This window comes from Corynebacterium sp. ACRPO (genome assembly GCF_022347205.1).
Lineage (GTDB): Bacteria > Actinomycetota > Actinomycetes > Mycobacteriales > Mycobacteriaceae > Corynebacterium.
Genome location: NZ_JAKRNE010000006.1, coordinates 38,473 through 61,514 on the forward strand (window position 1 = coordinate 38,473; position 23,042 = coordinate 61,514).

General features: G+C 57.7%; 24 protein-coding genes and 1 tRNA gene. 17 read left to right on the forward strand and 8 right to left on the reverse strand.

Annotated features, from left to right (window positions below):
- The first annotated feature begins 227 nt into the window (after nucleotides 1–227).
- From MHY22_RS05735 to MHY22_RS05745, 3 genes are read left to right on the forward strand one after another with little or no spacing between them, the layout of a single operon-like run.
- The gene (locus tag MHY22_RS05735; protein WP_239278462.1) at nucleotides 228–917 is read left to right on the forward strand and encodes a hypothetical protein; all 690 of its coding nucleotides are present in this window, start codon (nucleotides 228–230) and stop codon (nucleotides 915–917) included.
- Nucleotides 918–4,205: a DEAD/DEAH box helicase gene (locus MHY22_RS05740; protein WP_239278464.1), complete on the forward strand. Its 3,288-nt coding sequence runs from the start codon at nucleotides 918–920 to the stop codon at nucleotides 4,203–4,205. It begins immediately after the preceding gene.
- Nucleotide 4,206: 1 nt separating this feature from the next.
- The gene (locus tag MHY22_RS05745) at nucleotides 4,207–5,241 is read left to right on the forward strand and encodes an Eco57I restriction-modification methylase domain-containing protein (RefSeq protein ID WP_239278465.1); all 1,035 of its coding nucleotides are present in this window, start codon (nucleotides 4,207–4,209) and stop codon (nucleotides 5,239–5,241) included.
- An 18-nt stretch (nucleotides 5,242–5,259) separates the two neighbouring features.
- Here MHY22_RS05745 and MHY22_RS05750 read toward each other — a convergent pair whose 3' ends face one another.
- On the reverse strand, nucleotides 5,260–6,156 hold the full coding sequence (locus MHY22_RS05750; RefSeq protein ID WP_239278466.1) for a helix-turn-helix domain-containing protein: 897 nt from the start codon (nucleotides 6,154–6,156) through the stop codon (nucleotides 5,260–5,262).
- Between the two features lie 113 nt (nucleotides 6,157–6,269).
- Here MHY22_RS05750 and MHY22_RS05755 point away from each other — a divergent pair, with 113 nt between their 5' ends.
- From MHY22_RS05755 to MHY22_RS05765, 4 genes are read left to right on the forward strand one after another with little or no spacing between them, the layout of a single operon-like run.
- Nucleotides 6,270–6,629 (forward strand): hypothetical protein, encoded by a 360-nt coding sequence (locus MHY22_RS05755; RefSeq protein ID WP_239278467.1) that lies wholly within the window; start codon nucleotides 6,270–6,272, stop codon nucleotides 6,627–6,629.
- A complete protein-coding gene (locus tag MHY22_RS05760; protein WP_239278468.1) occupies nucleotides 6,626–7,846 on the forward strand; it encodes an FtsK/SpoIIIE domain-containing protein in 1,221 nt (406 codons plus the stop codon). The genes MHY22_RS05755 and MHY22_RS05760 overlap by 4 nt, the downstream gene beginning before the upstream one ends.
- The gene (locus MHY22_RS11620) at nucleotides 7,839–8,030 is read left to right on the forward strand and encodes a helix-turn-helix domain-containing protein (RefSeq protein WP_370658835.1); all 192 of its coding nucleotides are present in this window, start codon (nucleotides 7,839–7,841) and stop codon (nucleotides 8,028–8,030) included. Before MHY22_RS05760 ends, MHY22_RS11620 begins: the two co-directional genes overlap by 8 nt.
- A gap of 2 nt (nucleotides 8,031–8,032) precedes the next feature.
- Nucleotides 8,033–9,055 (forward strand): site-specific integrase, encoded by a 1,023-nt coding sequence (locus MHY22_RS05765; protein ID WP_239278469.1) that lies wholly within the window; start codon nucleotides 8,033–8,035, stop codon nucleotides 9,053–9,055.
- Between the two features lie 82 nt (nucleotides 9,056–9,137).
- Here MHY22_RS05765 and MHY22_RS05770 read toward each other — a convergent pair.
- Nucleotides 9,138–9,214, reverse strand: a tRNA-Pro gene (locus MHY22_RS05770).
- A 78-nt stretch (nucleotides 9,215–9,292) separates the two neighbouring features.
- Nucleotides 9,293–10,183, reverse strand: a complete 891-nt coding sequence (locus MHY22_RS05775) for a metallophosphoesterase (protein WP_005327115.1) — start codon at nucleotides 10,181–10,183, stop codon at nucleotides 9,293–9,295.
- Between the two features lie 33 nt (nucleotides 10,184–10,216).
- Here MHY22_RS05775 and MHY22_RS05780 point away from each other — a divergent pair, with 33 nt between their 5' ends.
- Nucleotides 10,217–10,681: a GatB/YqeY domain-containing protein gene (locus MHY22_RS05780; protein ID WP_239278470.1), complete on the forward strand. Its 465-nt coding sequence runs from the start codon at nucleotides 10,217–10,219 to the stop codon at nucleotides 10,679–10,681.
- Between the two features lie 27 nt (nucleotides 10,682–10,708).
- Here MHY22_RS05780 and MHY22_RS05785 read toward each other — a convergent pair whose 3' ends face one another.
- Nucleotides 10,709–13,216, reverse strand: a complete 2,508-nt coding sequence (locus MHY22_RS05785; RefSeq protein ID WP_239278471.1) for a transglycosylase domain-containing protein — start codon at nucleotides 13,214–13,216, stop codon at nucleotides 10,709–10,711.
- Nucleotides 13,217–13,360: 144 nt separating this feature from the next.
- Between MHY22_RS05785 and MHY22_RS05790 the strand changes: the two genes are divergently transcribed.
- The 4 genes from MHY22_RS05790 to MHY22_RS05805 are packed head-to-tail and all read left to right on the forward strand — an operon-like array spanning nucleotide 13,361 to nucleotide 15,181.
- A complete protein-coding gene (locus MHY22_RS05790; RefSeq protein ID WP_005323132.1) occupies nucleotides 13,361–13,684 on the forward strand; it encodes a WhiB family transcriptional regulator in 324 nt (107 codons plus the stop codon).
- Between the two features lie 45 nt (nucleotides 13,685–13,729).
- A complete protein-coding gene (locus MHY22_RS05795; protein ID WP_005323131.1) occupies nucleotides 13,730–13,888 on the forward strand; it encodes a DUF4177 domain-containing protein in 159 nt (52 codons plus the stop codon).
- Nucleotides 13,889–14,347: a RidA family protein gene (locus MHY22_RS05800; protein WP_198492395.1), complete on the forward strand. Its 459-nt coding sequence runs from the start codon at nucleotides 13,889–13,891 to the stop codon at nucleotides 14,345–14,347.
- Between the two features lie 18 nt (nucleotides 14,348–14,365).
- Entirely contained in the window at nucleotides 14,366–15,181 is an 816-nt protein-coding gene (locus MHY22_RS05805) for an MBL fold metallo-hydrolase (protein ID WP_239278472.1), read from the forward strand.
- Nucleotides 15,182–15,400: 219 nt separating this feature from the next.
- On the opposite strand, the gene glxR is transcribed toward MHY22_RS05805, so the two are convergent.
- The gene (gene glxR / locus MHY22_RS05810; protein WP_005323128.1) at nucleotides 15,401–16,084 is read right to left on the reverse strand and encodes a CRP-like cAMP-activated global transcriptional regulator GlxR; all 684 of its coding nucleotides are present in this window, start codon (nucleotides 16,082–16,084) and stop codon (nucleotides 15,401–15,403) included.
- A gap of 340 nt (nucleotides 16,085–16,424) precedes the next feature.
- On the opposite strand from glxR, the gene nth reads away from it, so the two are divergent.
- The 4 genes from nth to MHY22_RS05830 are packed head-to-tail and all read left to right on the forward strand — an operon-like array spanning nucleotide 16,425 to nucleotide 19,606.
- Nucleotides 16,425–17,081, forward strand: coding sequence for an endonuclease III (gene nth / locus MHY22_RS05815; protein WP_239278474.1), 657 nt, complete (start codon nucleotides 16,425–16,427; stop codon nucleotides 17,079–17,081).
- Nucleotides 17,082–17,090: 9 nt separating this feature from the next.
- Complete coding sequence (locus MHY22_RS05820) at nucleotides 17,091–17,654, forward strand: TlpA disulfide reductase family protein (protein ID WP_239278476.1); 564 nt, start codon at nucleotides 17,091–17,093, stop codon at nucleotides 17,652–17,654.
- On the forward strand, nucleotides 17,651–18,352 hold the full coding sequence (locus tag MHY22_RS05825) for a CoA pyrophosphatase (protein ID WP_239278478.1): 702 nt from the start codon (nucleotides 17,651–17,653) through the stop codon (nucleotides 18,350–18,352). Before MHY22_RS05820 ends, MHY22_RS05825 begins: the two co-directional genes overlap by 4 nt.
- Nucleotides 18,353–18,409: 57 nt before the next feature.
- Nucleotides 18,410–19,606, forward strand: a complete 1,197-nt coding sequence (locus MHY22_RS05830) for a MarP family serine protease (RefSeq protein ID WP_239278480.1) — start codon at nucleotides 18,410–18,412, stop codon at nucleotides 19,604–19,606.
- On the opposite strand, the gene MHY22_RS05835 is transcribed toward MHY22_RS05830, so the two are convergent.
- Both MHY22_RS05835 and MHY22_RS05840 read right to left on the reverse strand, forming a co-directional pair.
- On the reverse strand, nucleotides 19,603–20,517 hold the full coding sequence (locus tag MHY22_RS05835; protein ID WP_239278481.1) for an alpha/beta fold hydrolase: 915 nt from the start codon (nucleotides 20,515–20,517) through the stop codon (nucleotides 19,603–19,605). The genes MHY22_RS05830 and MHY22_RS05835 overlap by 4 nt on opposite strands.
- 121 nt (nucleotides 20,518–20,638) lie before the next feature.
- On the reverse strand, nucleotides 20,639–21,145 hold the full coding sequence (locus MHY22_RS05840) for a phage holin family protein (RefSeq protein ID WP_239278546.1): 507 nt from the start codon (nucleotides 21,143–21,145) through the stop codon (nucleotides 20,639–20,641).
- A 105-nt stretch (nucleotides 21,146–21,250) separates the two neighbouring features.
- On the opposite strand from MHY22_RS05840, the gene MHY22_RS05845 reads away from it, so the two are divergent.
- Nucleotides 21,251–21,967 carry an oxidoreductase gene (locus MHY22_RS05845; protein WP_239278483.1) on the forward strand — a complete coding sequence of 239 codons (717 nt, stop codon included), beginning with the start codon at nucleotides 21,251–21,253 and terminating at the stop codon, nucleotides 21,965–21,967.
- Here the strand turns inward: MHY22_RS05845 and MHY22_RS05850 are convergent.
- Nucleotides 21,964–22,842, reverse strand: coding sequence for an HAD family phosphatase (locus tag MHY22_RS05850; protein ID WP_239278484.1), 879 nt, complete (start codon nucleotides 22,840–22,842; stop codon nucleotides 21,964–21,966). The two genes, MHY22_RS05845 and MHY22_RS05850, sit on opposite strands and share 4 nt — an antisense overlap.
- Between the last annotated feature and the right edge of the window lie 200 nt (nucleotides 22,843–23,042).

The following is a 23,042-nucleotide window of genomic DNA, read 5'->3' on the forward strand; positions in this document are numbered from 1 at the left end:
GGCAGAGACCGGCGGAGCGCCCGCGCGGAGCCGGTCGCCGCCCCACGGGACGGCGCGAAGCGTCGTCCCCTTGATTCTGTAGAGAAAATCTCAAATGGAGCTTTAGCCTGGCCCCTAAATCTAATCGGCCAAGTCATGCCAGTCCCCGGGAGGACGACAGCTGCTGTGATTTTGGGGCGCTGCGCTACGATCACTGCGTCCCCTTAACCAACAGTTGATTCGAGAAAATGGCTAAAGAAGAAATCCCCGTAGCAGAGAAGCGTCATGAAGCTGTTATCGCCGAAGGCGAAGTGGAAGTTTTGGTTAAATCTCGTGAGCGTGTAAAAGCATATGGAGAAGTGTTTACGCCTCAACGCATGGTTAATCGAATGCTTGATTTTGTTAAGCAAGATTTAGAAGTCGACGAGGGATTCGTTGATAAGACTGTGTTTGAGCCTGCTGCCGGAGACGGAAACTTTCTAATAGCGGTTCTCAGAAGAAAGCTTGACGCAGTCGAGCAAACTTTTGCACGGGATGAACTTGTCATGGAGTCATTGTTTGCACTTGCCTCGATATATGGGGTGGAGCTCCTGGAAGACAACTTGCAATCCGCTCAAGCAGGAATGCTTGGAGAATTTGTCGCTTTTCATGAGAAGTTGGACGTTACATTTGATGCCACGAGCGACACTCTCTTGGCTGCCAATTTCATCATTCAGCACAACGTTGTTCTCGGAAATACGCTTACCGGGCAGACCGCTGATGGACGGCCTATCACGTTTTCTTGGTGGCATCGTATTGCTGAAAAACCAGGGTTTGTTCAGCGAGAACCATTTACACTTGATTCATTGCGCGAAGCTAACCAAGGAATGATCGATTTCACCGTGCATCCTCACTTTGCGCCTTGCTTTATCACCGAAGTACACAAGGAATTGAAGTAGATGAATAGGCCGGAAATAACTACCTACGCGGCTATTACACCGCTCATTTATTCATGGACGACTCCTGATATTCCGAAGTACGAGGGTTGGGAAAAAATCGGGTACACCGAGCAAAGCTCGGCGGACGAGCGAATAGCTCAGCAAGCTTCGCAACTATCGGTGAGAAAAACCAAGCAATGGTCTCGTCGCGCGCTATTCACTTCTGAAGCGGGGGGCCGTTTTACAGACCACGACTTCCATGAGTATTTGAGGAAGCGAGGGGTCGAGCGAGAGCTCAGTCCAAAGCGAACGGAGTGGCACCGGTTTGCAGGTATGCCCGAGTCTTCTCTTGAGTACTTTAATGATTTCGCAGGACAGGACTATTCGAAAACGCAGACTTCGGGGGCCGAAGATTATGTGTTGCGTAATGAGCAGGAGGCTGCGGTAGCGCAAGCACTGTCGGCCTTTGATGAGGGCTATGATGAGGTGCTTTGGAATGCCAAACCGCGATTCGGCAAGACACTAACTACTTATGATCTGCTCCGGAAACTGGATGTACGCCATGCGTTGATTGTCACTAATCGTCCAGCTATCGCGAATTCGTGGTTTGATGATTTCGAAAGATTTATTGGGCATCAAACCAACTTCAAGTTTGTATCAGAATCTCCGTCCCTTTCTAATCGTTCACCATTGAGCCGAAAAGAGTGGACTGATCTAGTTTTGGAGGACGCGGATGAGAAATATCGACTCATTGAGTTTGTTTCTCTCCAAGATTTAAAGGGGTCAGAGTATTTTGGCGGAAGCTTCGACAAACTGGAGCACATTGCGAATCTGCACTGGGATATCCTGATAATCGACGAGGCACACGAGGGCATTGATACGGTTAAAACCGACATTGCCTTTGAACAAATATCTCGCAATTTCACGTTGCATTTGTCTGGTACTCCATTTCGTGCACTCGCTTCGGGGAAGTTTGAGCAAGAACAGATTTTTAACTGGACTTATGGTGATGAGCGGGAAGCTCTGGAGACTTGGTCTGATGAGGCGGAGGATAATCCATACGCTGTTTTGCCTCAGATGAATTTGTTCACGTACCAAGTTTCTCGAATGATCAGTGATCGTTTGACGGAGGGCGTGGCCCTAGAAGAAGACGAGGCGAGCATTGATTATGCATTTGATTTGAACTCATTTTTTGCGACGAAGGATAGCGGATATTTTGAACATGAAGCCGACGTCGAGAAGTTCTTGGATTGCCTAACGAAGAACGAAAAGTATCCATTTTCGACACCGGAACTACGCGATGAGGTGCGTCATTCATTTTGGCTATTAGACCGAGTTGCGTCCGCCAAAGCGCTACAGCGGTTGTTGAAGCGCCACGAGGTGTTCAAGGACTATACGATTGTCCTTGCAGCTGGTGATGGGCGTTCTGCTGATGCTGATCTCGATACGGCAGGAAAGTCTTATGACCGAGTGCGAAAGGCGATTGAGCAGGCAGAGAAGAACGGCGGCAAGACGATCACCCTTTCTGTGGGTCAGCTGACTACAGGCGTGACCATCCCAGAGTGGACCGCTGTTATGATGCTTTCGAATCTATCGTCCCCAGCTTTGTATATGCAGGCAGCTTTCCGCTCCCAAAACCCATGTATTTTTGAGCGTAGTGGCTTAGTACTTCGTAAGAAGAATGCTTACATTTTTGACTTCGCCCCGGAGCGGACTCTCACGATATATGACGCATTTGCGAATAACTTGCGATTGGATTCGGTATCCGCTGAAGCCGATTCTAGGCAAGCAAATATTCGCCGATTGCTTAATTTCTTCCCAGTTATTGGTGAAGATTCAGAGGGCAAAATGGTGGAGCTCGATGCTACTCAGGTTTTGACATTCCCGCAGATTTTTAAGGCGCGTGAGGTTGTGCGAAGGGGTTTCTTGTCAAACCTATTGTTTGACAACGTCTCTGGCATCTTCCGTTATGCAGAGCATTACAAGGAAATTTTGGATAAGCTTCCCGTCGCCAAGGCTGGAAAGTTGAAGGCTGGACGCGAATTCGAGATTCCGGACCCCTTGCCTGCTGTGGATGATGACGGTAACGCTCATGTTGACTTTGAGACAGTCATTAATCCGAAAGTCCAAGGGTTGGGTAAACCAGTTTGGGATGTTGATGAAATTACCACGGTGACAACGGCTCAGCCGCGACAGAAAATTGCTCGCGAAATAGCCAAGATGGTGGAGCAGAAACTCAAGCCAACGCGAGAGAAGCTTGTCGCTGAATACGGCTTGACCGCTAAGCAGACACAGCGAGATGAGAAAAAGACTGCGGCGAAAGTCGAGCAAACCGTTGAGCGTGCACTAACTGAGAATTCGATTGCGCAAAAGCGTCTTGAACATGACTTGGCGGAAGCAGCAACCGAGGCTGAGGCACGTGAAATTGAGCAGCAAAAGGCTGCGCAAGAAGAGTCCTTCCGCAACCAACTTGCGGAAGCTATTACGGAGCTCACCGATGAAGTACCCGTGCAGGTGGTCACGCGTGAGGAGGAAAAGAAAGAACAAAAGCGTGTCAACAGTGCATTTGAAGAAGCTCGCGCACATCTTAGAGGGTTTGCGCGAACGATTCCGATGTTCTTAATGGCCTATGGTGATCGTGCGATGACATTAGCGACGTTTGACGATTTCACGCCAGACGATGTTTTTGAAGAATTGGCAGGAATTAGCGAAGCAGAGTTTAGAGTGCTCCGTGATGGTCAGGTCGTTCATGAAGAAGATGGAACTGAAACCGAAATCCCTGGCTTGTTCGACGAGTTGGTTTTTAATCAGTCGATTCAGGAGTTTTTGGACAGGAAAGAGGCCCTAGCTGATTACTTTGACGATTCCTTGGAAGAGGACATATTTGCGTATATCCCTCAGCAAAAGACTTCCTTGGTGTTTACACCGCAAGAGGTCGTTTCCATGATGGTCGACGAGCTGGAGAGCCGTAACCCTGGTATTTTCTCGGACCCAACCAAGACATTCGCAGATCTTTTCTCGACGGCTGGTCTGTTCTTAATGGAGATCGTTCGTCGTTTGGACTCGGGGCTTGAAGGTAGTATTCCGGACCGAGAAGAACGATTGCGACACATCTTGACTACTCAGATCTTCGAGATGACTCATAACGAGATACATCATCGCATTACCATTGAGGCGGTTTCTGGCGGCGTGCCTCAGCGAAAGAAGTGGATAGAATCTTCTGGGCATTTCCAAGTCGGCAATCTATCGGCTATGGATTCTGCTGAACGGGAATTAGCAATTAATAAATTGCAAAATGGAGGTAAGTAGCATGGCGAAGAAGTTTGATGTGGTTATTGGTAACCCTCCGTACGGGGAGGACGCCGAGGGTAAGGCGACGCACGGCAAGCCCATTTATGACCGCTTCATGGATGCTGCTTACGAAGTGGCTGATAAGGCGGTATTAATTACCCCTGCCAGGTTCCTATTTAACGCAGGTTATACGCCTAAAGCATGGAACGCCAAGATGCTCTCGGATGAGCATCTCTCCGTCGTTTACTATGCGCCGAATAGCGACGCGCTCTTCCCCGGTACTGATATTAAAGGCGGGGTCGTCGTTACCTACCGTGATGCGAACAAGTCCGGAACTGCTATTGGCACATTTACGAGTTATCCCGAGCTGAACGAAATTGTTCAAAAGGTATCGTCGCGCTCCAAAGATTCCTTGGCATCTTTGATGACGAGTTCTCGGTCGTATCGCTATACCGAGGCGATGCATGAATCGCATCCGGAGGCTAAGAATATGATGGCGAAAGGTGAGCAATTCAAGATAAACACCAAAACCTTTGATCAGCTGCCTTTCTTATATTCTGAGGACCTGCCCAGCGGCTCGAAAGCTTATGTGAGGGTGTACGGACTGCACCAACGCACACGAATGTACAAATGGATCGAAAAGGCTTTTGTGAGTGGGCCTTCGAGCTTCGAGCATTATAAGGTGGCTCTTCCTAAAGCTAACGGCGCGGGCCGCCTGGGAGAAGCACTTTCACATCCAGTGGTGCTTGAGCCAGAAGTAGCTGTGACTCAGAGCTTTCTGACCATTGGAGATTTCGAGGCTCAAACGGAGGCGGAAGCCTGTCTTAAGTACGTCAAAACGAAGTTCGCTAGAGTCATGCTTGGAGTCTTAAAGATTACGCAGGACAATCCGGCTCGTGTCTGGCAGCATGTCCCGGTGCAGGATTTTTCGTCGGCTTCAGATATTGCATGGGACAAGCCGATTTCGGAGATTGATTCTCAGCTCTTTGCAAAATATGGATTGAGTGACCCTGAAGTTGAGTTCATTATGACGACAGCAAAAGAGATGGACTAGGCATCGCACGCCCTACTGCTAGCTGCTTGGTCTAGCATGCTTATCACTGGCGATGCCAATGGCGTGGATTAGTGTTTCGAACGTTTGAATCGGCTCCCGCAGGCTGGAGTAGGTTTCCTTGTACTGCGCTAAGTCGGGCACAGTTGAATCGTTAGTATCGCTGAAATAGCCGGAACGAATGCCTTCGGTGAGCTTGGAAAGCTCCCGATATTGGTTCCTGAAGTGGTCCATCTCTGATTTTGTGATGGTCCAAGGATGAATTGCATCGAGCGCTTCTATGAGTTTCGGGGGGAACCAACCACGCTCGATTGACGGCGTGAAGTCGTCGAAAAATGGGAATGGGTCAAAGCCGAGCCATTCTTCGATTTCCTTTTGGAACTGTGCGACAGCATCGGTTGCGAATTGGAAGACTTCGGGGATGGTCTTATGGACTAAATGTGAATAGGTCTCGGGAGTGGGGGACTTCGATAACTCTTCAAGAGCGTGGGTGTCATTGAAGATTATCGTGTTGGCGGCACCTTCGAGTGTTGAACTATAGCGAGCAATTGCATTTACGTTGAGCGGATATTTGCCATGCAGCATCCATTCTCTTGCGTCGTGCGCCTTGGCCTTGTGGTAAGCGCCGGAGAGTGGTTCGTGGTCTGTTTCGTGAGTGTCTTCCCAAGGGACAATGATTGTCTGAACCGGGACCTGGTAGGCGACGGAAAGCTGGACCAATTCCTCGACGGATAGGCTGCGTTCGCCGTTTTCGACTTTGGCAAGCATGGCTGAAGTCATGTGCGGGGGTTCCATGCGCTCCATTACATCGTCTCTGGTTAGTCCGCGCATCTCGCGCAACTTTCGGAGGTTTGTTCTAACGATGAGCGTGGTTGAAGTGTTGGGGTCGTAGCGTCCCGAGCGTCCAATTCGTGCCATGAACCTAGTTTAGATTGCCTATTGCGGTAATGGGAATTATCCAATATGCTCTAAATCAGTTACCTAAATAAGGTAATGCAGACATCGGTCTGGACCCTAGATAGGAGAATGTAATGGCGGGAGTTACGATTCCGGTAGAAGACGGACGCCGAATTCAGGTTGTGCCGACTGGTACGGAGCCACGAGGAAAATTCGTTTATAAGGACGGCGTACAGACGTCAGAACCGGTTCTTTTCGACGGCAAGCCGGTTTACGCGTTCGATGCGGCTGTTGCACTCGATGGAGTGTCGATCGGCGCGGCTCGTGTCGAAACAAATCTGGAGGTATTGCCGGATGGGCCATTTGGCACGGTGCTGGTTGGTGAAGGTGCTGGTGAGCTGAGGATTATGCCTCGTGATCAATTCAACTTGCGCATAACGATGGCTGTTGGCTCGTTGAAGGTCCAGGGGCGTCCGGGTGGTGCTGAAAAGTGATTGATGCGCTGACTATCGGAGAACTGGGCGCTGTCTCGTGCGCTGCGTGCGTGGCAGTCGTGGTTGGTTTTGTTGCTTGGTATTGGTCGCCAGGGCAACGGCTTGTTCGTAGGCTGCGGCCCGTTTGGGATGGTGCCGGTATCAGCAGGGTCGAGGTTCGAGCGCGGAATGGCAAGCAGAACACGGTGCGTCATCGGCCTCGTATCCGTAAGCGACGAAAATTGAGTCCGACCGCCTTCACTTTCGACGTTCGCCCTAATCCGGGAAGAACCGTCGAGGATATCGTGGCGTGTAGCGGAGCGATTCGTGATGCGTTACGTGTGGAGGATGTGACTGTTACCCCACGTGGACGTGGTCGAGCGACGGTGACTGCCTTTCTTGAGGACCCGATTCCCGCTGCGTATGAGAATGCTGAGTTTTTTGAGGAACCCGTTGGTAAGAAGCTTCCCATCGGCAGGGACGACCGGGGCGAGGTTTGTTACGTGAATCTCGGACACACGCTGGTTGTGGGGGCTTCGGGGTCTGGAAAAGGATCCTTACTGTGGCGCTATCTGATAAGTGTATTCGATGCCTATGGGTATCTTTCTGGAGGTGCGCAATTCTGGGGAATCGACCCGAAGCGTGCGGAGCTCGCGGGTGTGGTGGACGGAGCATTTGAGCGGGTGGCTTTTGACTTGGAGGATATTGAGTCCTTGCTGCTCGACCTGGTCGCTGAGATGAAGCGACGGCAGGAAACCGGAGAGAGGCAGTTTGAGCAACGGGAAGGACGTCCACTAATCATCCTGGTAGTAGATGAGCTTAACGCCTTGGGGACGATGGGGGACCGCAAATGGCAAAGCTCAGTGAGGGCCTCGATGCAGCAAATTTTGTCGCAGGGGCGGTCGGCCGGGATCTATGTCGTAGCAGCCGCGCAGCAGCCGCAAAAGGAGAATTTAGGGCCGTACAGAGCGCATTTCATGAATCGTATTTGTCTGCGGGTGGAGTCGGCGCAGGAGGTCGATCTGGTGCTCGGAAGTGGGGCGGCTGCCCTAGGGGCTGCGGCTCATGAGATTTCTCCGGCGACGGAGACGAACGGTTACGCGACCGCTGGTGTTGGGTACGTGCGGGCGGATGGTGAACCGGCGCCGGTTCGGTTTCGGGCACCGTACGTCGATGACGACGAGATCGGCATCTGGGCCTGGGAAGTGCAGTCGCTGAAAGAGGATGAAAATGTCTAAGGCGTTATCTAGCTACGGTCCGGTGCTGACCCCCAGTGAGGTCGCGGAAATATTGTCGGTGTCGAGGTCGACGCTCTCGGCCTGGAAGGCTTTGACGAATCCGCCGCTTGAGCCGGTTATTGCGCAGGGACGCGTCGTGCGATATGCACGGGCTGACGTGCGTCGGCTGCTGGAGAGCCGATAGTTATGGCTCGGCAACGAGGAAGTCGTTGGCAGGGGCTCGTCAAAATTCGAGGTCAGCAGGTGTCGCGGACGTTCGCGACTGAGGCTGAGGCCAAAGCCTGGGAAGATCGGGAGCGGTTGAAGTACGCCGATTCCACGTTCTCCGCGAGGCTTGGCAGGGTCTCGGTGCAGACGGCGGCGGATGTGTGGCTCGAAGTTCGAAAGGACGACGTGGCGGCTTCTACGTATGCGACGGACTCTGTGGTCATCGGCATTCTTCCATCGGGACTCCTCAAACGGCAGATTCGGGGAATTAAGCCCCAAGATTTACAACTGCTGGTGGATTCGTGGCGTGCAGAGAAGTCGGCGGCGACGGTGCGACGTTATTGCGACTGCCTGTGCGCCTTCTTTAAGTGGTCGGCACGACGCGGCTATGTGGTGAGTGACCCCATGGAGGCTGTAGAAATCCCACGCCGGAAGAAGACTATGCACGCCATTAGCCCACTGACTGAAGGCCAGATTGAAGCAATGGCTAAAGGTCTGAGGGACTTTGATGCTGCTGTCGTACGAGTATTGGCTTATAGCGGGGTGCGCTGGGGAGAAGCTCGTGCGCTCCGTGTTGCGGATGTGCAGCTTACGTCTAATCCACCGCATATCCAGGTGAAAAGGTCACAGCCTGAAGGGAAACCTGAAAAGGCTCCTAAATCGGGCCGCATGCGAGTGGTCCCGCTAGCGAAGGTACTTGTCCCTGTCGTGGAAGAGCTCTCACGAGGCAAGACTGGTGATGACTATCTGCTCTCGCGGAACGGTAAAAGCCAGATTTGGCGTGGGCGATTTACTCGCTCGACAAAGTGGGAAGAAATTTCTGGAGGGCGCACGATTCACGATCTCCGTCATAGCGCCGCATGCAACTGGTTACGGCGGGGAGTCCCGGTGAATGTGGTCCAATCGTGGCTTGGCCATGCGGACTTGGAAACAACAGCAATCTATACGACGTATCTGGGTATGGGGATTGACCTTGCGGCGTATGAACGAATGAACGGGTGACAAAGCGGTGACAAACAAAACACAAAAGAAACGGGCCGAATCGCTGCATTTGAAGTAAATGCAGGTCATCGACCCGTTGATATGGTCGGGATAACAGGATTTGAACCTGCGACCTCTTCGTCCCGAACGAAGCGCGCTACCAACCTGCGCCATATCCCGGCGTTCCGCCTTGAAAAGCGGTACCTGGATACTTTAACGCAAGCTGAGCGCAATCAACAAAACGGCAGGTGGCTGGGTTTAGTCCACCTCGGTGATTTTCAGCAGTGTGGCGGAAGGGCGGCAGAAGAGGCGCACTGGGGCGAATTTGGAGGTACCCAGACCATTGGAAACATGCATCTTCATCGGGCCGAAGTCGTGGAGACCCTGCACGCGGTCGCGATCGATGCCACAATTGGTTACCAGCGCGCGGGAACCGGGCAGGCAGATCTGGCCGCCGTGAGTGTGGCCGGACAGGGAAAGTTGGTAGCCATCGTCCGCGAACTTTTCCAGCACGCGGGGCTCGGGGGCGTGGAGGAGCGCTAGGGACAAGTCGGCGTCCTCGTTGGGCGGGCCGGCGATTTCGGAGTAGTCATCCAGATCGTGGTGCGGATCGTCCACGCCGGCGGCGGCAAGGCGGACGTTGCCTACCTTGAATTCATGGCGGGCCTGATTGGCATCGCGCCAGCCGTGCTCCAAGAAGGCGGCGCGCATGCCGCGCCACGGCAAGTCCACATAGGAGGGCTCGCGCTTTTTGCCCAGCAGATACTTGAAGGGATTGACCGGCTGCGGCGCCCAGTAGTCATTGGTGCCAAAAACAAAGAGGCCGGGTCGGGCCAGCAACGGGCCGAGAGCGCGCAACGTATCGGGAACGGCCTGCTGATCGGAGAGATTATCGCCAGTGTTGACCACGAGGTCCGGCTCCAGGGCGTCGAGGGCAGACACCCAGGCAATCTTGGTCTCTTGGCCGGGGATCATATGCAGATCGGACAGATGCAGCAGCCGAAATTCCGGCTTGCCGCGCAGCGTGCCCTTGGGCAGGAGGGGGAGCGTATATTCCTTGAGCTCGAATTTGGTCAGTTCGCTATAGCCCCATGCCGCGGCGCCCAGGCCGGCAGCGGTGAGGCCGCCAAGAATACGTAAAAGTTTCACGGCTACCACACTACCTCGCGTACATTGATAGGCATGAGCGAGCTAAAGCAAACCATCCGTGCAGATCTGAAAACCGCAATGAAGGCGAAGGAGAAGCAGCGCACCAGCGCCATCCGCGCCTTGCTGGCCGCCATCCAGGCCGAGGAGACCAATGGTTCCCGGCATGAGCTGGAGGACGCCGATATCCTCAAGGTGATTGCGCGCGAAATCAAAAAGCGCCGCGAGTCCGCCGAGGTTTATGAGGACAACGGCCGTCCGGAGCTGGCGGAAGCCGAGCTTGCCGACGTCCCCTTCTTCGAGGCCTACCAACCCCGCCAGCTGGACGAGTCCGAGCTGCAAGCTTTGGTGAAGGAATCTATCGCGGAGGTTGAGGCCGAAAACGGCGAAGCACCCACCATGAAGCAGATGGGTGCAGTAATGAAGGTGGCCAATGCCAAGGCCGCCGGCCAGGCGGATGGCAAGCGCCTGTCCGCCGAGGTCAAGTCCCAGCTGAGCTAAAGCGGGCGAGACCGCAACGGGCGAGGCTTAGCGGCCAAGCAGGCTGCGGACGTCGTTGGCAAAGCTATCGATGTCCTCTTGGCGGATGCCAAAGTCTTCCGGCGAGAACCCGCCGCCGGTACCGCCACCGCCGTTCCCCGTTCCACCGCCTGTGCCGCCAGTCGAGCGGCCCGGGCTCGTAGCACCGTCGGCATTTCCGCCGCCGGTGCTATTTTGTGCGCCGGTGGAGTTGGCGTCGGCCACGCCGGAGGAGGGGGATTGGGAGGCCCCGGCGCCGTCGGAAAGCTGCAGCGTAATCTCCGCGCCCTTCTTCTTGCCGTCCTTGCCGGTAATCGCGCGAACCACGCGGCCATAAGGAACATTGCCGCCGATGACCCGGGAGGTCTTGACCACGTAGCCCTTGGACTCCAAGGTCTGGCGGGCCTCGGCCTCGGACTTGCCGCGCAGGCTATCAAGGGTCTTATCGGCCGTGGTGCCGTTGTCGTACTTCTTGTTGTAGTTCGGCAGTCCGGCCTTGGTCGCTATCGGCAGCTGCGTAGCCATGCTGAAGAAGGTCTGCGCCGGTTCCAAGCCGCCGTAGAGGTTGCCCCAACCCGCGCACTGGCGCACCGGCCCGGTACACAGCGGGACGGTGGAGGTGCCATCGTTATAGATATACGGCGCGGCGGAAATGCCCTCGTTGAATCCCAAGAATGCGGAGGACTGGTTGGACTCGGTGGTGCCGGTCTTGGCCGCGATTGGGCTGGAGTAACCGGCCGCCTGGGCGGCATCCTTGGCGGTGCCTTGCTTGGCGTCCTCGGACAGGGCATTGCTCATCGCGCGGGCTACGTCCTTATCAACGGCCTGCTCACACGGGGTTTCCTTGAGATAGACCTCGTTGCCTTCCTTATCCGTAACCTGGGAGATGGGGTTGGGCTCGCACCACTTGCCATCCGCGGCCAGCGTGGCACCCACATTGGAAAGCTCCAGCGGGTTGACCTGGTCCGGGCCCAAGGTGAAGGAACCGGAGTTGGCGTCCTTGGTGTGCTGGGCAATCGAGGTGTCTTTATCAAAGCTGCCCTTGTCATCGTAGGAGCGCAGGCCCAAACGAACGGCCATATCGACGATGGGTGCCACGCCTACCTGCTCCGTGAGCTTGATAAACGGCGTATTGGGGGAGTGTGCCAGCGCTTCCTGCAGCGTCATCGTGGCCTTATAGGAACCAGCGTTTTCCACGCAGTAGCGGTCCGCCGGGCAGCCGGCGGCGCCGCCGTGGCCCAGGCCTTCCGCCTCGTAGCGGGTGGGCACATTCACGGTGTTTTTGATGCCATAGCCCGCTTCGAGCGCGGCCGCGGCGGTAAAGACCTTAAAGACGGAACCTGCACCGTTGCCCACTAAGGAGTAAGGCTGCGGCAGGATGGTCTCATTTTTATCTAGGTCCAGGCCGTAATCGCGCGAGGAGACCATGGCCAGCACCTTGCGGTCCGACCTGCCGGGCTTGATGACGTTCATGACTTCAGCCACGCCCTGGGCATCCGGATTGGTGTGGCTTTGTACTGACTCGAGGGCCTTGTCTTGCACCGTTGGATCCAGCGTGGTTTTGATGGTGTAGCCGCCGCGCGCTAGCTGATCCTCGCTAATGCCCTTTTTATCCAGGTATTTCAGCACATAATCACAGAAGAAACCGCGGTCGCCGGCGCCGATGCAGCCATTGGCCAGCGTTTTGGGCTTCTTGCCGACGCCCAGCTTCTCCCCCTTATACTTATCCGCTTCCTGTTGCTTGATATGGCCATTATCCGCCATGGATTGCAGGACTAGGTTGCGCCGCTCGGTTACTTCCTCGGCGTTGGTATAGGGATTGAGGCGCTCAGAGGATTGGACCATGCCGGCCAGCATCGCTGCCTGCGGCACCGTGAGCTCGGAAGCATGCGTGTCAAAGTAGGTGCGGGCCGCCGCCTCGACGCCATAGGCGTGGTTACCAAAAGACACCAGGTTGAGATAATTGGTGAGGATGTCATCCTTATCCAATTCCGCATCCATCTTGGTGGCCATGCGCATCTCGCGCAGCTTGCGGGCCACGGATTGCTCGGTGGCCGCGGCGCGCTCTTCATCGGTGGTGGCAGAGACTAGCAACAGGTAGTTCTTGACGTACTGCTGATCGATGGTGGAAGCGCCCTGGGAGACGCCGCCCGACGTCAGGTTTGTCCATAGCGCGCGGAAATTTCCCTGGAAGTCCACGCCTTCGTGATCATAAAAGCGCTCGTCCTCAATGGAGACGATGGCGTTTTTCATGGCCTTAGAGATCTTCTTGCTCTCTACCGGGTGGCGGCGTTGGCTGAAGACATAAGCCATGTCCTTGCCCTTGGCGTCTTTGATTGTGGTGACGCCTGGGATATTGCCGGCAGTCAGATCTTGCAGGTCAGATTGCATGGTTTCGTTAGTGCGGGCAATCGCCACACCGGAAATGCCCGCGAAGGGGGCAAGAGCCAGGGCGATGAGCGCGCCTACCAAGACCGTAGACAGGGCTATCTTGGCCAAAGATTTGATGACAGTCACGCCCCATACACTACGTGGTTGCCCTTGGTAGGTGGAAGATCACTCGCACCCCCTAAAGTGTGACGTGTTAGACAATCTTCTACCTGGATGAATAGACTCAGATGCGTTACATAGTATTCCGTCTGGGAAGGAGCACACTCACCCATGACCGTTCGTGTGAAGACTGCTGGAATGTCTAATACAGCCCGAAATCCCGAGCGTGGTGAGTGGGTCACCCAGGCCAAATGCCGCAAGGGCGACCCGGATGCCCTATTTGTTCGCGGTGCGGAACAGCGCAAGGCGGCCGTCATTTGCCGCCACTGCCCAGTGCTGACCGAATGCCGCGCTGACGCCCTGGATAATCGCGTCGAGTTCGGTGTTTGGGGCGGGCTGACCGAGCGCCAGCGCCGAGCTCTGCTGCGCAAGAACCCCCACATCACGGACTGGGCCCACTACTTGGCCCAAGGCGGCGAGCTCGTCGGCATTTAAGAATTTAGACGGCATAGTGCGTATTTAATAGTTAGAATGGACCCCATGACTAAATGGGAATACGCAACCGCACCTGTCCTTACCCACGCCACCAAGCAGATCCTCGATTCTTGGGGTGAAGATGGCTGGGAACTGGTCACCGTCACCCCGGGCCCTAACCCGGAAAACGTCGTGGCCTACTTCAAGCGCGAGGTGGCAGAGTAAATGGGCTTTCATGCTCGCTTGCGGGAGCTGGGGTATGAGCTGCCGGGCGTCGCCAAGCCGCTGGCTTCCTATGTGCCGGCCGTGCGCGTGGGTGATCAGGTCTGGACCTCTGGCCAGCTTCCCCTCGTGGAAGGCGCCCTGCCGCTCACCGGCAAGGTTGGCGCCGAAGTCACCACGGAACAAGCCCAGGAACAGGCCCGTATCGCGGCGCTGAATGCTCTTGCCGCTATCGATGCCGAAGTTGGCCTGGACAATGTCTCCCGCGTGGTAAAAATCGTGGGGTTTGTGGCCTCCGATCCGGCCTATGCAGACCAACCGGTAGTTATCAATGGTGCCTCCGATTTCATCGGTGAGGTTTTTGGGGATGCTGGAAAGCATGCTCGCTCCGCTGTGGGCGTAGCTGCGTTGCCTAAAAACGCCCCGGTAGAGATCGAACTAATCGTAGAAATTGCTGCTTGATCGGATAGGCTAGTAACTATGGAGCACCCCGCATATAGTCAATTGCGTCCCGTCAGCCAGTCCGTTGGCGTAGTCCTTTGTGATAACCCCAGCTACACCGCCCTTGAGGGTACGAATACGTGGATTATTCGCGCCGCTGAAGACTCTCGGGCGATCGTCGTGGATCCGGGCCCCGAGGATGAAGGCCATCTCAACGTTGTGCACCGCAACGCAGGTGAGGTGGCTTTGATTTTGATTACCCACCGCCATGATGACCACGCTTCGGGCGCACAACGCTTGCGGCAGATGACCGGCGCCCCCATCCGCGCCTTCGATCCGAGCTACTGCAATGGTGCCGAGGCCCTCCAGGACGGCGAGTACATCTCCCTCGATGGCATCACCCCAAGTCTCGAGGTCGTGCACACCCCAGGGCATACTGCGGATTCTACCTGCTTCTTTGTGTGGAGCGGCGAGGTAGCAAATTCCCGCCTCGAAGGCATTATCTCCGGTGACACCATCGCCGGCCGCCACACCGTTCTCCTTTCGGAGACGGACGGTAACTTGGCCGATTACCTGCAGACCCTCGACACCTTGGAAGAGCGCGGTAAGGATATTGCGCTGTTCCCGGGACACGGACCAGACTTGGATGACACCTCTCAGGTGGCCCGCAAGTACATTGACCGCCGCCACTACCGCCTTGACCAGATTAAGGAGATCCGCTCCCGCCTAGGCGATGATGTAGATCTGAATACCCTGGTCAACGAGATGTATGACGATGTGGACCCGGTGCTGCGCCACGCTGCGGAGCAGTCCACGCGCACCGCGCTGAAGTACTTGGACGGCGAGGCTAAATAAGCCTATCTCCATTCGCCCCTCTTCCTTTTTGGTGGGAAGAGGGGCTTAATTGTTCTGTGGGCTGAGGCAGGAGGCGCGCAGGGTCAACGTGTGGCCACGGTATGGCCCGCAGGCAGTGCGGTGTGGAGCGTACCGTGGCCACAAGTGTGGTGTGGAACTGGTTAAGGGGTGTAAAACCAGCGAAACCCCGCCGAGGCGGGGTCGTGAGCCGGCGCGGTCTTAGCGAGCGCGGCGGGCGAGGTGCTCGGTATCGACGATGAGCACGGACTTGCCCTCGAGGCGGATCCAACCGCGGTGCGCGAAGGTGGCCAGCGCCTTGTTGACGGTCTCACGGGAAGCGCCCACCAGCTGGGCAATCTCTTCCTGGGTGAGGTCGTGGTTCACGCGCAGGGCGCTGCCTTCCTGGACGCCGAAGCGGTTAGCCAGCTGCAGCAAGGTCTTTGCCACGCGGCCCGGAACGTCGGTGAAGATGAGGTCAGCCAGGTTAGCGTTGGTGCGGCGCAGGCGGCGAGCCAGCACGCGCAGCAGCTGCTGGGCGATTTCGGGATGGTCGCCTACCCACTTCTTGAGCAGCTCGGAGTTCATGGTGGCTGCCTGAACCTCGGTCACGCACACTGCGGAAGAGGTGCGCGGGCCCGGATCGAAGATGGACAGCTCGCCAAACATATCGGATGGGCCCATGACGGTCAGGAGGTTTTCGCGGCCATCCGGGGCGTGGCGGGCGAGCTTAATCTTGCCCGAGGTGATGATGTACAAGCGGTCACCGGGCTCGCCTTCGTCGAAGATGGTGGTTCCGCGCGGGTAGCGCACGGTCTCCATCTGCTCGATTAGGTGCTGCACTGCAACGGGATCAACGCCTTGGAAGATTCCGGCGCGGGAGAGGATGTCCTGTACGCCTTCCACGTTTTACTCCTTGGATGTCGACTACGAAAGTCCATAGATGAGCCTGTGCCACATCTGGGTGCGGTCTTTCATGCACTCGACAATGCGGAACAAGCGGGGTCACTGTGTAACGCGTTTCATCTTACAGTGTAATTGATCACTTTTGGTACTTCAGTGAAATTTTGTCACACTATAGAAACTCTACTCGTGCTAGGGCACGGTTCAGGCCAGCAGTTTTCCGGCCTAGTCAGCAAAAACGACTGCCTCAAGCTTTTCCATCAGGAGGGCGAAAAGGGCGATGGCAAGTGGTACCAGAATCACGAGTGAAATCATGTTTTCCTAGTCTACTAAGCTAAACCCCATGAATTCAGCACTGTCAGCGGCCAGCGCGCCGGAGCTGCGCGCACCGGAGATAAATCGGCGTTTGGCGCAGGAGTACCCGGATGCACGGTGTGCCTTGGATTATGACTCCCCGCTGCAGCTGCTCGTTGCCACCGTTCTTTCTGCGCAATGTACGGATGAACGCGTGAATTCGGTGACCCCTGAACTCTTTGCCCGCTACCCAGAGGCGGCGGATTATGCGGCTGCGCAGCGCTCGGACTTGGAGAGCATCCTGCGGCCGTTGGGCTTTCAGCGCGCCAAGGCAGGTCACCTTTTGGGCATCGGGGAGAAGCTGGTGGCAGATTTTGAAGGGCAGGTACCGCGCACGGTCAAAGAACTGACCAGCCTGCCCGGCGTCGGGCGCAAGACCGCACTGGTGGTGCTCGGAAATGCCTTCGGGGTCCCCGGACTGACCGTGGATACGCACTTCGGCCGCCTCATGCAGCGGCTCGGGCTGACAGGGGAGAAGACGCCGGTCAAGATTGAGCGGGACATCGCAAAGCTCGTGCCGGAAGAAGAGTGGACGATGTTTTCACACCGCGTCATCTTCCACGGGCGCCAGGTATGTCACGCGCGCACGCCGGAGTGCGATGCATGCGTTCTGCGGGATATGTGTCCAGCCGCTCGTGGGCGCTAGGCTAACGGTATGAAGAACTACGTCCTTGGCACGGTAATTGCCGCGATCCTGATTGCCGTCATTGCGGTAGCTGGGGTCTCGCAGTTGCGGGGTGGGGACGGATCCGAGGAGGCGTCGCGAAGCGAGGCTTCCCCGCAAGAAGTCCCGCAGCGCCCAGACTGCCCGGCCGGCGCCGTGGCTGGGGTAGAGCTGGAGTGCCTAGGCGGTGCGGCCGCCGGAAAGCCCGCCGATGAAGGCGTCAGCGTGGTTAACGTGTGGGCGTGGTGGTGCGAGCCGTGCCGCGCGGAACTTCCCTACCTGCAGGATGTGGCGGAAGCGCACCCAGACTGGCAGGTTGTGGGCGTGCACGCGGATAAGAATGCGGGAAATGGTGCAGCTTTCTTAAATGACCTGGGCGTGGAGCTGCCGAGCTTCCAGGATTCGGATAATAAACTTGCCGGTGAGCTGGGCCTGCCGGGCGTGGTGCCGGTGACCGTGGTGTTAAAGGACGGTGAGGTGCGCAAGCAATTTGCGCAACCGTTTAGCTCCGCAGCGGAGATTGAAAAGGCCGTGGAGGAGGCGATTGCGGCATGAGTCAACTCCTTCCCGAGCGCACGCCAGAATGGCTCAAGCCGGCGCTGGGGGTAGACCCCAGCCAGGTGCAAGAGCTCATTGGCAACCGGCAGGCTTCGTCCCTCAACGGCACCAATGTGCAGGTGCCGGTCAAGCGGGAAGCGGCCGTGCTCATGCTGCTGAGCGGTGAGAGCGCGGAGGAGGCCAGCATTTTGCTCACGCATCGCTCGCCGTCCATGCGCTCGCACTCGGGCCAGATAGCCTTTCCCGGCGGCCGCCGGGATCCCGCCGATACCTCCCTGGTGGATACCGCGCTGCGGGAAGCCTGGGAGGAAACGGATCTGCAGCGCAACTCCGTGACCCCGCTGGAGCAGTGGGAGCAGCTGCATATCCGCGCCACCGGCAATCCGGTGAGTCCCATTTTGGCGCATTGGGCCCAGCCGGGGGAGGTCTATCCCGCCAGCCCCGATGAAACCGATGACGTGTTTCTCGTGCCTATCCGGGAGTTGGCCGATCCGCGCAACCGCTTCATGGTGGGCTTTAGAAAGTGGCAAGGACCAGCATTTCACGCCAATGGCTACGTCATTTGGGGCTTTACCGCCGGTGTGCTCTCGGCACTATTGCAGCACGCCGGGTGGAGCGTTCCATGGGATAACAATTCAGTCATGGACCTGCGTGACTCCCTCACAAACTCCCGCAATAATGAGAAGATGTCCTAACCGCTTGTGCCGCGGTACGTATTCGTTTTAACTCCCAGATAGAAAGAACCCATAGCCATGACTCCTGCGCTCATCGTTGACGGCCTGATTGTGGTCGCCGTCCTCATAGCGCTCCTGAGTGGGTGGCGCAATGGTGCCCTCGCGGCGGTATTGGCCTCCATTGGTGTGGGCGCTGGGGTAGTGCTAGGCATTGCCGTGGCCCCGGCCGCCCTGCGTTTGGTGGATCAACCCTCGCTGCGCTTGCTGCTATTGGTGGGAATCCTGGTGCTTTTTGTGGGCGTCGGGCAGCTTATCGGATCCTCGTTGGGTGGCAGCGTGCGCGATCGCATGAAGGCGCGCAAGACGCAGCGCCTCGATTCCGCCGTGGGTGCGGTTTTTCAAGCCTTTGCCGCCTTGGTGGTTATTTGGCTCATTTCTATCCCCGTGGCCACCAACTTAGGTGGGGTGGCGGGCCAGGGCCTGCGCGATTCCCGCATCTTGGGCAAGCTCAACTCGGCCGCGCCGGCGCAGGTAGCGTCGCTGCCCAATGGGGTGGCGGCGATGCTCAACGAGTCCGGCCTGCCGCCGCTAGTCTCGCCGTGGCAAAACTCGATTAGCACCGAGGAAGTAGAAGAGCCGGACCCAGACGTGCAGGATCCGGAGATGGTGCGGCGTATGCGGCCGTCTATCATTCACGTGCTTGGCGACGCCGAAGAGTGCTCCCGCCGCCTCATGGGTTCCGGCTTCGTGGCGGCCGATGACTACGTGATCACCAATGCTCACGTAGTGGCCGGCACGCAGACCGTGCGTTTGGATACCAAGGTGGGCCTCAAGGACGCGACCGTGGTCTACTACAACCCGGATGTGGATGTGGCGGTGCTGCACTCGCGCGACCTGGGCATCGATCCGCTGCCGTGGGCCCAGGCCCCGGCCCAGACGGGCGATGATGCCATGGTCATGGGCTTCCCGCACTCTGGGCCTTTCGACGCCGAGATGGCGCGCGTGCGCGATCGCATCACCATTTCCGGCCCGGATATCTACTCGCATGGTCGCGTGGAACGCGATTCCTACACCGTGCGCGGCAAGATCCAACAAGGAAATTCCGGCGGGCCGCTGGTCAACACGGCCGGCGAGGTCCTCGGCGTGGTCTTCGGTGCCTCGGTGGATGATTCCGAGACGGGCTATGCCCTAACCGCCGATGAGGTCAATGCCCAGATCGGAGACATCACGCGGCTTACCCACCCGGTTGATACCGGGGAGTGCGTGGCGCACTAGCGATGTTCTTGTAGCCAGGCCGCTAGCGTGGAAACGAAATCCGCCGGTGCTTCCAGGTGCGGAAGGTTCTTCGCGCCGGGGACGGTCGTGGCGGTAAATCCGCGGCGGGCGCGCGAGGCGGCGCGGCGGACCACGGGGTTCCACAGTCGCTGCTGGGCGTGGATGAAGAGCACGGGACGCTCTACTGTCAGTTCTACCCAGGTCAAGGGGACCACGGCGGTGCGCATGCGGTGGTTCCACAAGATTCCACGGCGGACGCTGCCGATGCGGGAGGCGCGCAGGCGGAGATCGAGGATGCGGTCTAGGGTGGCGTCGGCAAGCGAAGGCCCCGTATCCAGCTCCAACTCCTTGCGGTAGGCGCGCGGGCTAAGCAGCAGGTTTTGGGCGCGGGTAACGCGCGGCAGGCGGCACAGCAACGAGCGCAGGTTAATCCACCCAAAGTCCCACGGCCGGGCAGCAATCGCGCGGCGCAGATCCACCGGGTGGGCGGCGGAAATGGAGGCCAGGCCGCGCACCCGCTCAGGGCGCTCTGCCGCCAAGCACCATGCCACGGCGCCACCCGTATCGGCGCCCACCACAAAGGCATCGTCATGGCCCAAGGCCTGAATGAGCCCGCTAATATCGCCCACTAAAGTGCGGATATCCTGCCCCGCATCAATGGGCGGCTTATCGGACATACCAAAGCCCCGCATATCCACGGCCGCGACGTGGAAGCCGCGTTGTGCAATCGGCGCTATGACCTCCTGGTAATCGAACCATCCGCCGAAGGCGCCGTGGATGAGCACCACGAGTGGCTGCGTGCTATCGCCCGCCGTGGCGACGTGCAGGCGAATGCCGCGGGTGTGGACGAACTCATGTGCATAAGGTCCATCCAGCTCCACCGTTGAGGGGGGCAGGGGTGCGAAGGCCATGGTGCCGCCTTTCTATAGTTGGGGCAGAAACGGTAGAGAAGAGGGGGCGGAAGTACACAAAATCCGCCCCAGGCTAGCTAGGGCGGATAGAGGGGTGCACGTACGCGTGGCGCCTGCCGGTTTAGGTGTAGAGGCCGTTGGTGTTCTTACGGTCCAGGGACTTCTGCGCCTTGCCCGGAACCAAGTTCTTGAGTTCCTTGGTGGAGTCAATGGTCTTCTGCGGGGCCTTGACCTGCTTGACGTTCTTCAGGCCAACGAAGGCCAGGATGCCGGCGAGGACGATCATGATCAAGAAGACGATCAGGAACGCTGCCCAGCGGTCCAGCCAGACGGCGAGGAGCTCGGCCAAGAAGAAGAAAAAGAAGAAGGAGCTATACAGTGCGATGGTGCCTGCGCCGCCGAAGAGGCCTGCACCGATGCCGCCCTTCTTAGCGGACTCTGCCAGCTCGGTCTTGGCTAGCTCCACCTCGGAGCGTACGAGCTGGGACATCTGCTCGGTGGCGTTGGAGACCAGCTGGCCTACCGAGGTCTCGGACGAGGATGTATCCACGTCACTCAAAGGGATCGAGTTCACCTTCGGTGCAAATTGATCAGTACCGTCGGTAAAAAGTCCATCGTTGCTCACGATTAATTCTCCTCGCGTTTATCTAAACCTTGTAATGTCCCCAACAATAATGGAATCACTATTATCCCATGGTGCCACGCATACTTAGGGACTTCCACGGCTATCCTAATGGATATGTCAGAAAATGACGCGTTATCCCCGCTGTTTCGCCTGCCGGGGGTAAAAGAAAGTGCAGAAAAGGCCGCCGCTGCCATTGCCCGTGCACACCGCCGACCTGCAGGATTGCGCAAGTTTAAGGTTATCTCTGCGGAGTCCCTCATGCGCGGCGCCCGTGTCAGCGTGGCGCTGGACGGCCACGCCATCCCCCCACATCCGGGACCGGAAGATATGGAAGAAGGGCCGCTGGCCAGCGCTGTCAGTGCCTATTCCGTGGCCGCCCCGGAACTCTTAGATGCCACGGTGCGATCCTTTGCGCGGGCACCGCTGCAGGTGCTGGCGCGCATCGACGTCGCGGCCGGAGGCACCGGCATTCCGGCCGGCGAGAGTGCGCGCTTGCAAGGGTTGGGCCGGCTCATCGCGCAGGGTGGCGGTCCCGCTTTCGATCTCTTGCTGCCGAGCGTGGTCCATGCCGAGATTGCCGCCGGCGAGTTCTTTGGCCCTCGCAGTGGCCTCGTCGCGCGCGTTGCCTCCCGCCTCGCCGCGGTGCATACGGGCTTTGACCCGCGCGGTTTCGCCGTGCCCGAGGTCTACTACACCCGCCACCGCGCCGAGTATGCCGCCGCGGTGGACAATTACCGCACCGCGCTTGCCGACGCCCTCTTAACCCACCTCACCGCCTGGACTGCCGGTGGCAAAGAAGCCGACGCGATTGCTCGCGCGGCCTAAGAGGCGCGCCGTGGGCCCCGCTTGGGCGGGCCAGGGCGGCCCGGATGCTGCGTTAGCCACAGGCCAGCGCCGATAACTGCCGCGGTACCCGCCAGAACGGAAGCGCCGATTCCAATTTCCTTGGCGGTCGGTGCAGGAAGGAGCGGCACCGGGTCCTTAAACGAGCGGATCTCCCATTGGTGGGCGAGGGCGTGGCGCTTTAGTTGCTTGTCCGGGTTGACGGCGACGGGGTGGCCTACCTTTTCCAGCATCGGGATATCGGTAGCGGAATCCGAGTAGGCATAGCTGGCATTAAGGTCGAGGTTTTCTGCCGCTGCGGTCTGATCCAGTGCCTCTGCTTTAGTGGGGCCCTTGCAATAAAAGAGCACCTCCCCGGTAAAGCGGCCGTTTTCCTCTGCCAATTCGGTGGCGATGACGTGCTCGACGCCGAGTTCTTCTGCGATGATGTCCACCAGCACGGCCGCGGAGGCAGAGACAATGACCACGTGGTGGCCAGCGGCGCGGTGGGCGCGGATAAGTTCGCGGGCCTCAGCATAAATGGAGGGCGTGACCACGTGATGCATGGTGTCGCGGGCGATGGCGCGCACCTCTTCCACGGACCACCCGGTGACCATTGCGGTGAGTTGGTCGCGGGTGGAATCCATGCCTTCGCTGGTCAAACCGGAGAACATATAGCTGGCCTTAGCAAGTGATAGCTGCAGTGCTTCGGCCGGCGAGATGAGCCCGTTGTGGAGGAACTCGCGGCCAAACGCATAGGCCGAGGAGGTGGCGATGATGGTCTTATCGAGATCGAAAAACGCCGCGGTGCGTGCGGGGTCGCCGCCAGCGCGGGTGGTGGCGCGGCGGGGATGACGGGGCTCGCGGGAAGTAGTCATGATGTGCTGCCGAGTGTAGCCGCACTTAACGCTTGCTGGTGTAGAAGTGGCTGATGTTAGCGGTGATTTGTATGTCACTAATGTGGGATTGGGAGTCCGCGTGGGGGTGGCGCTGGGTGAACATGCATTCGGTGCAGGTCAGCGCCGTGACCGTGGAAATCTGCTGTTAGCTGTTGTGATTGGGTGGCGAACATGTCATA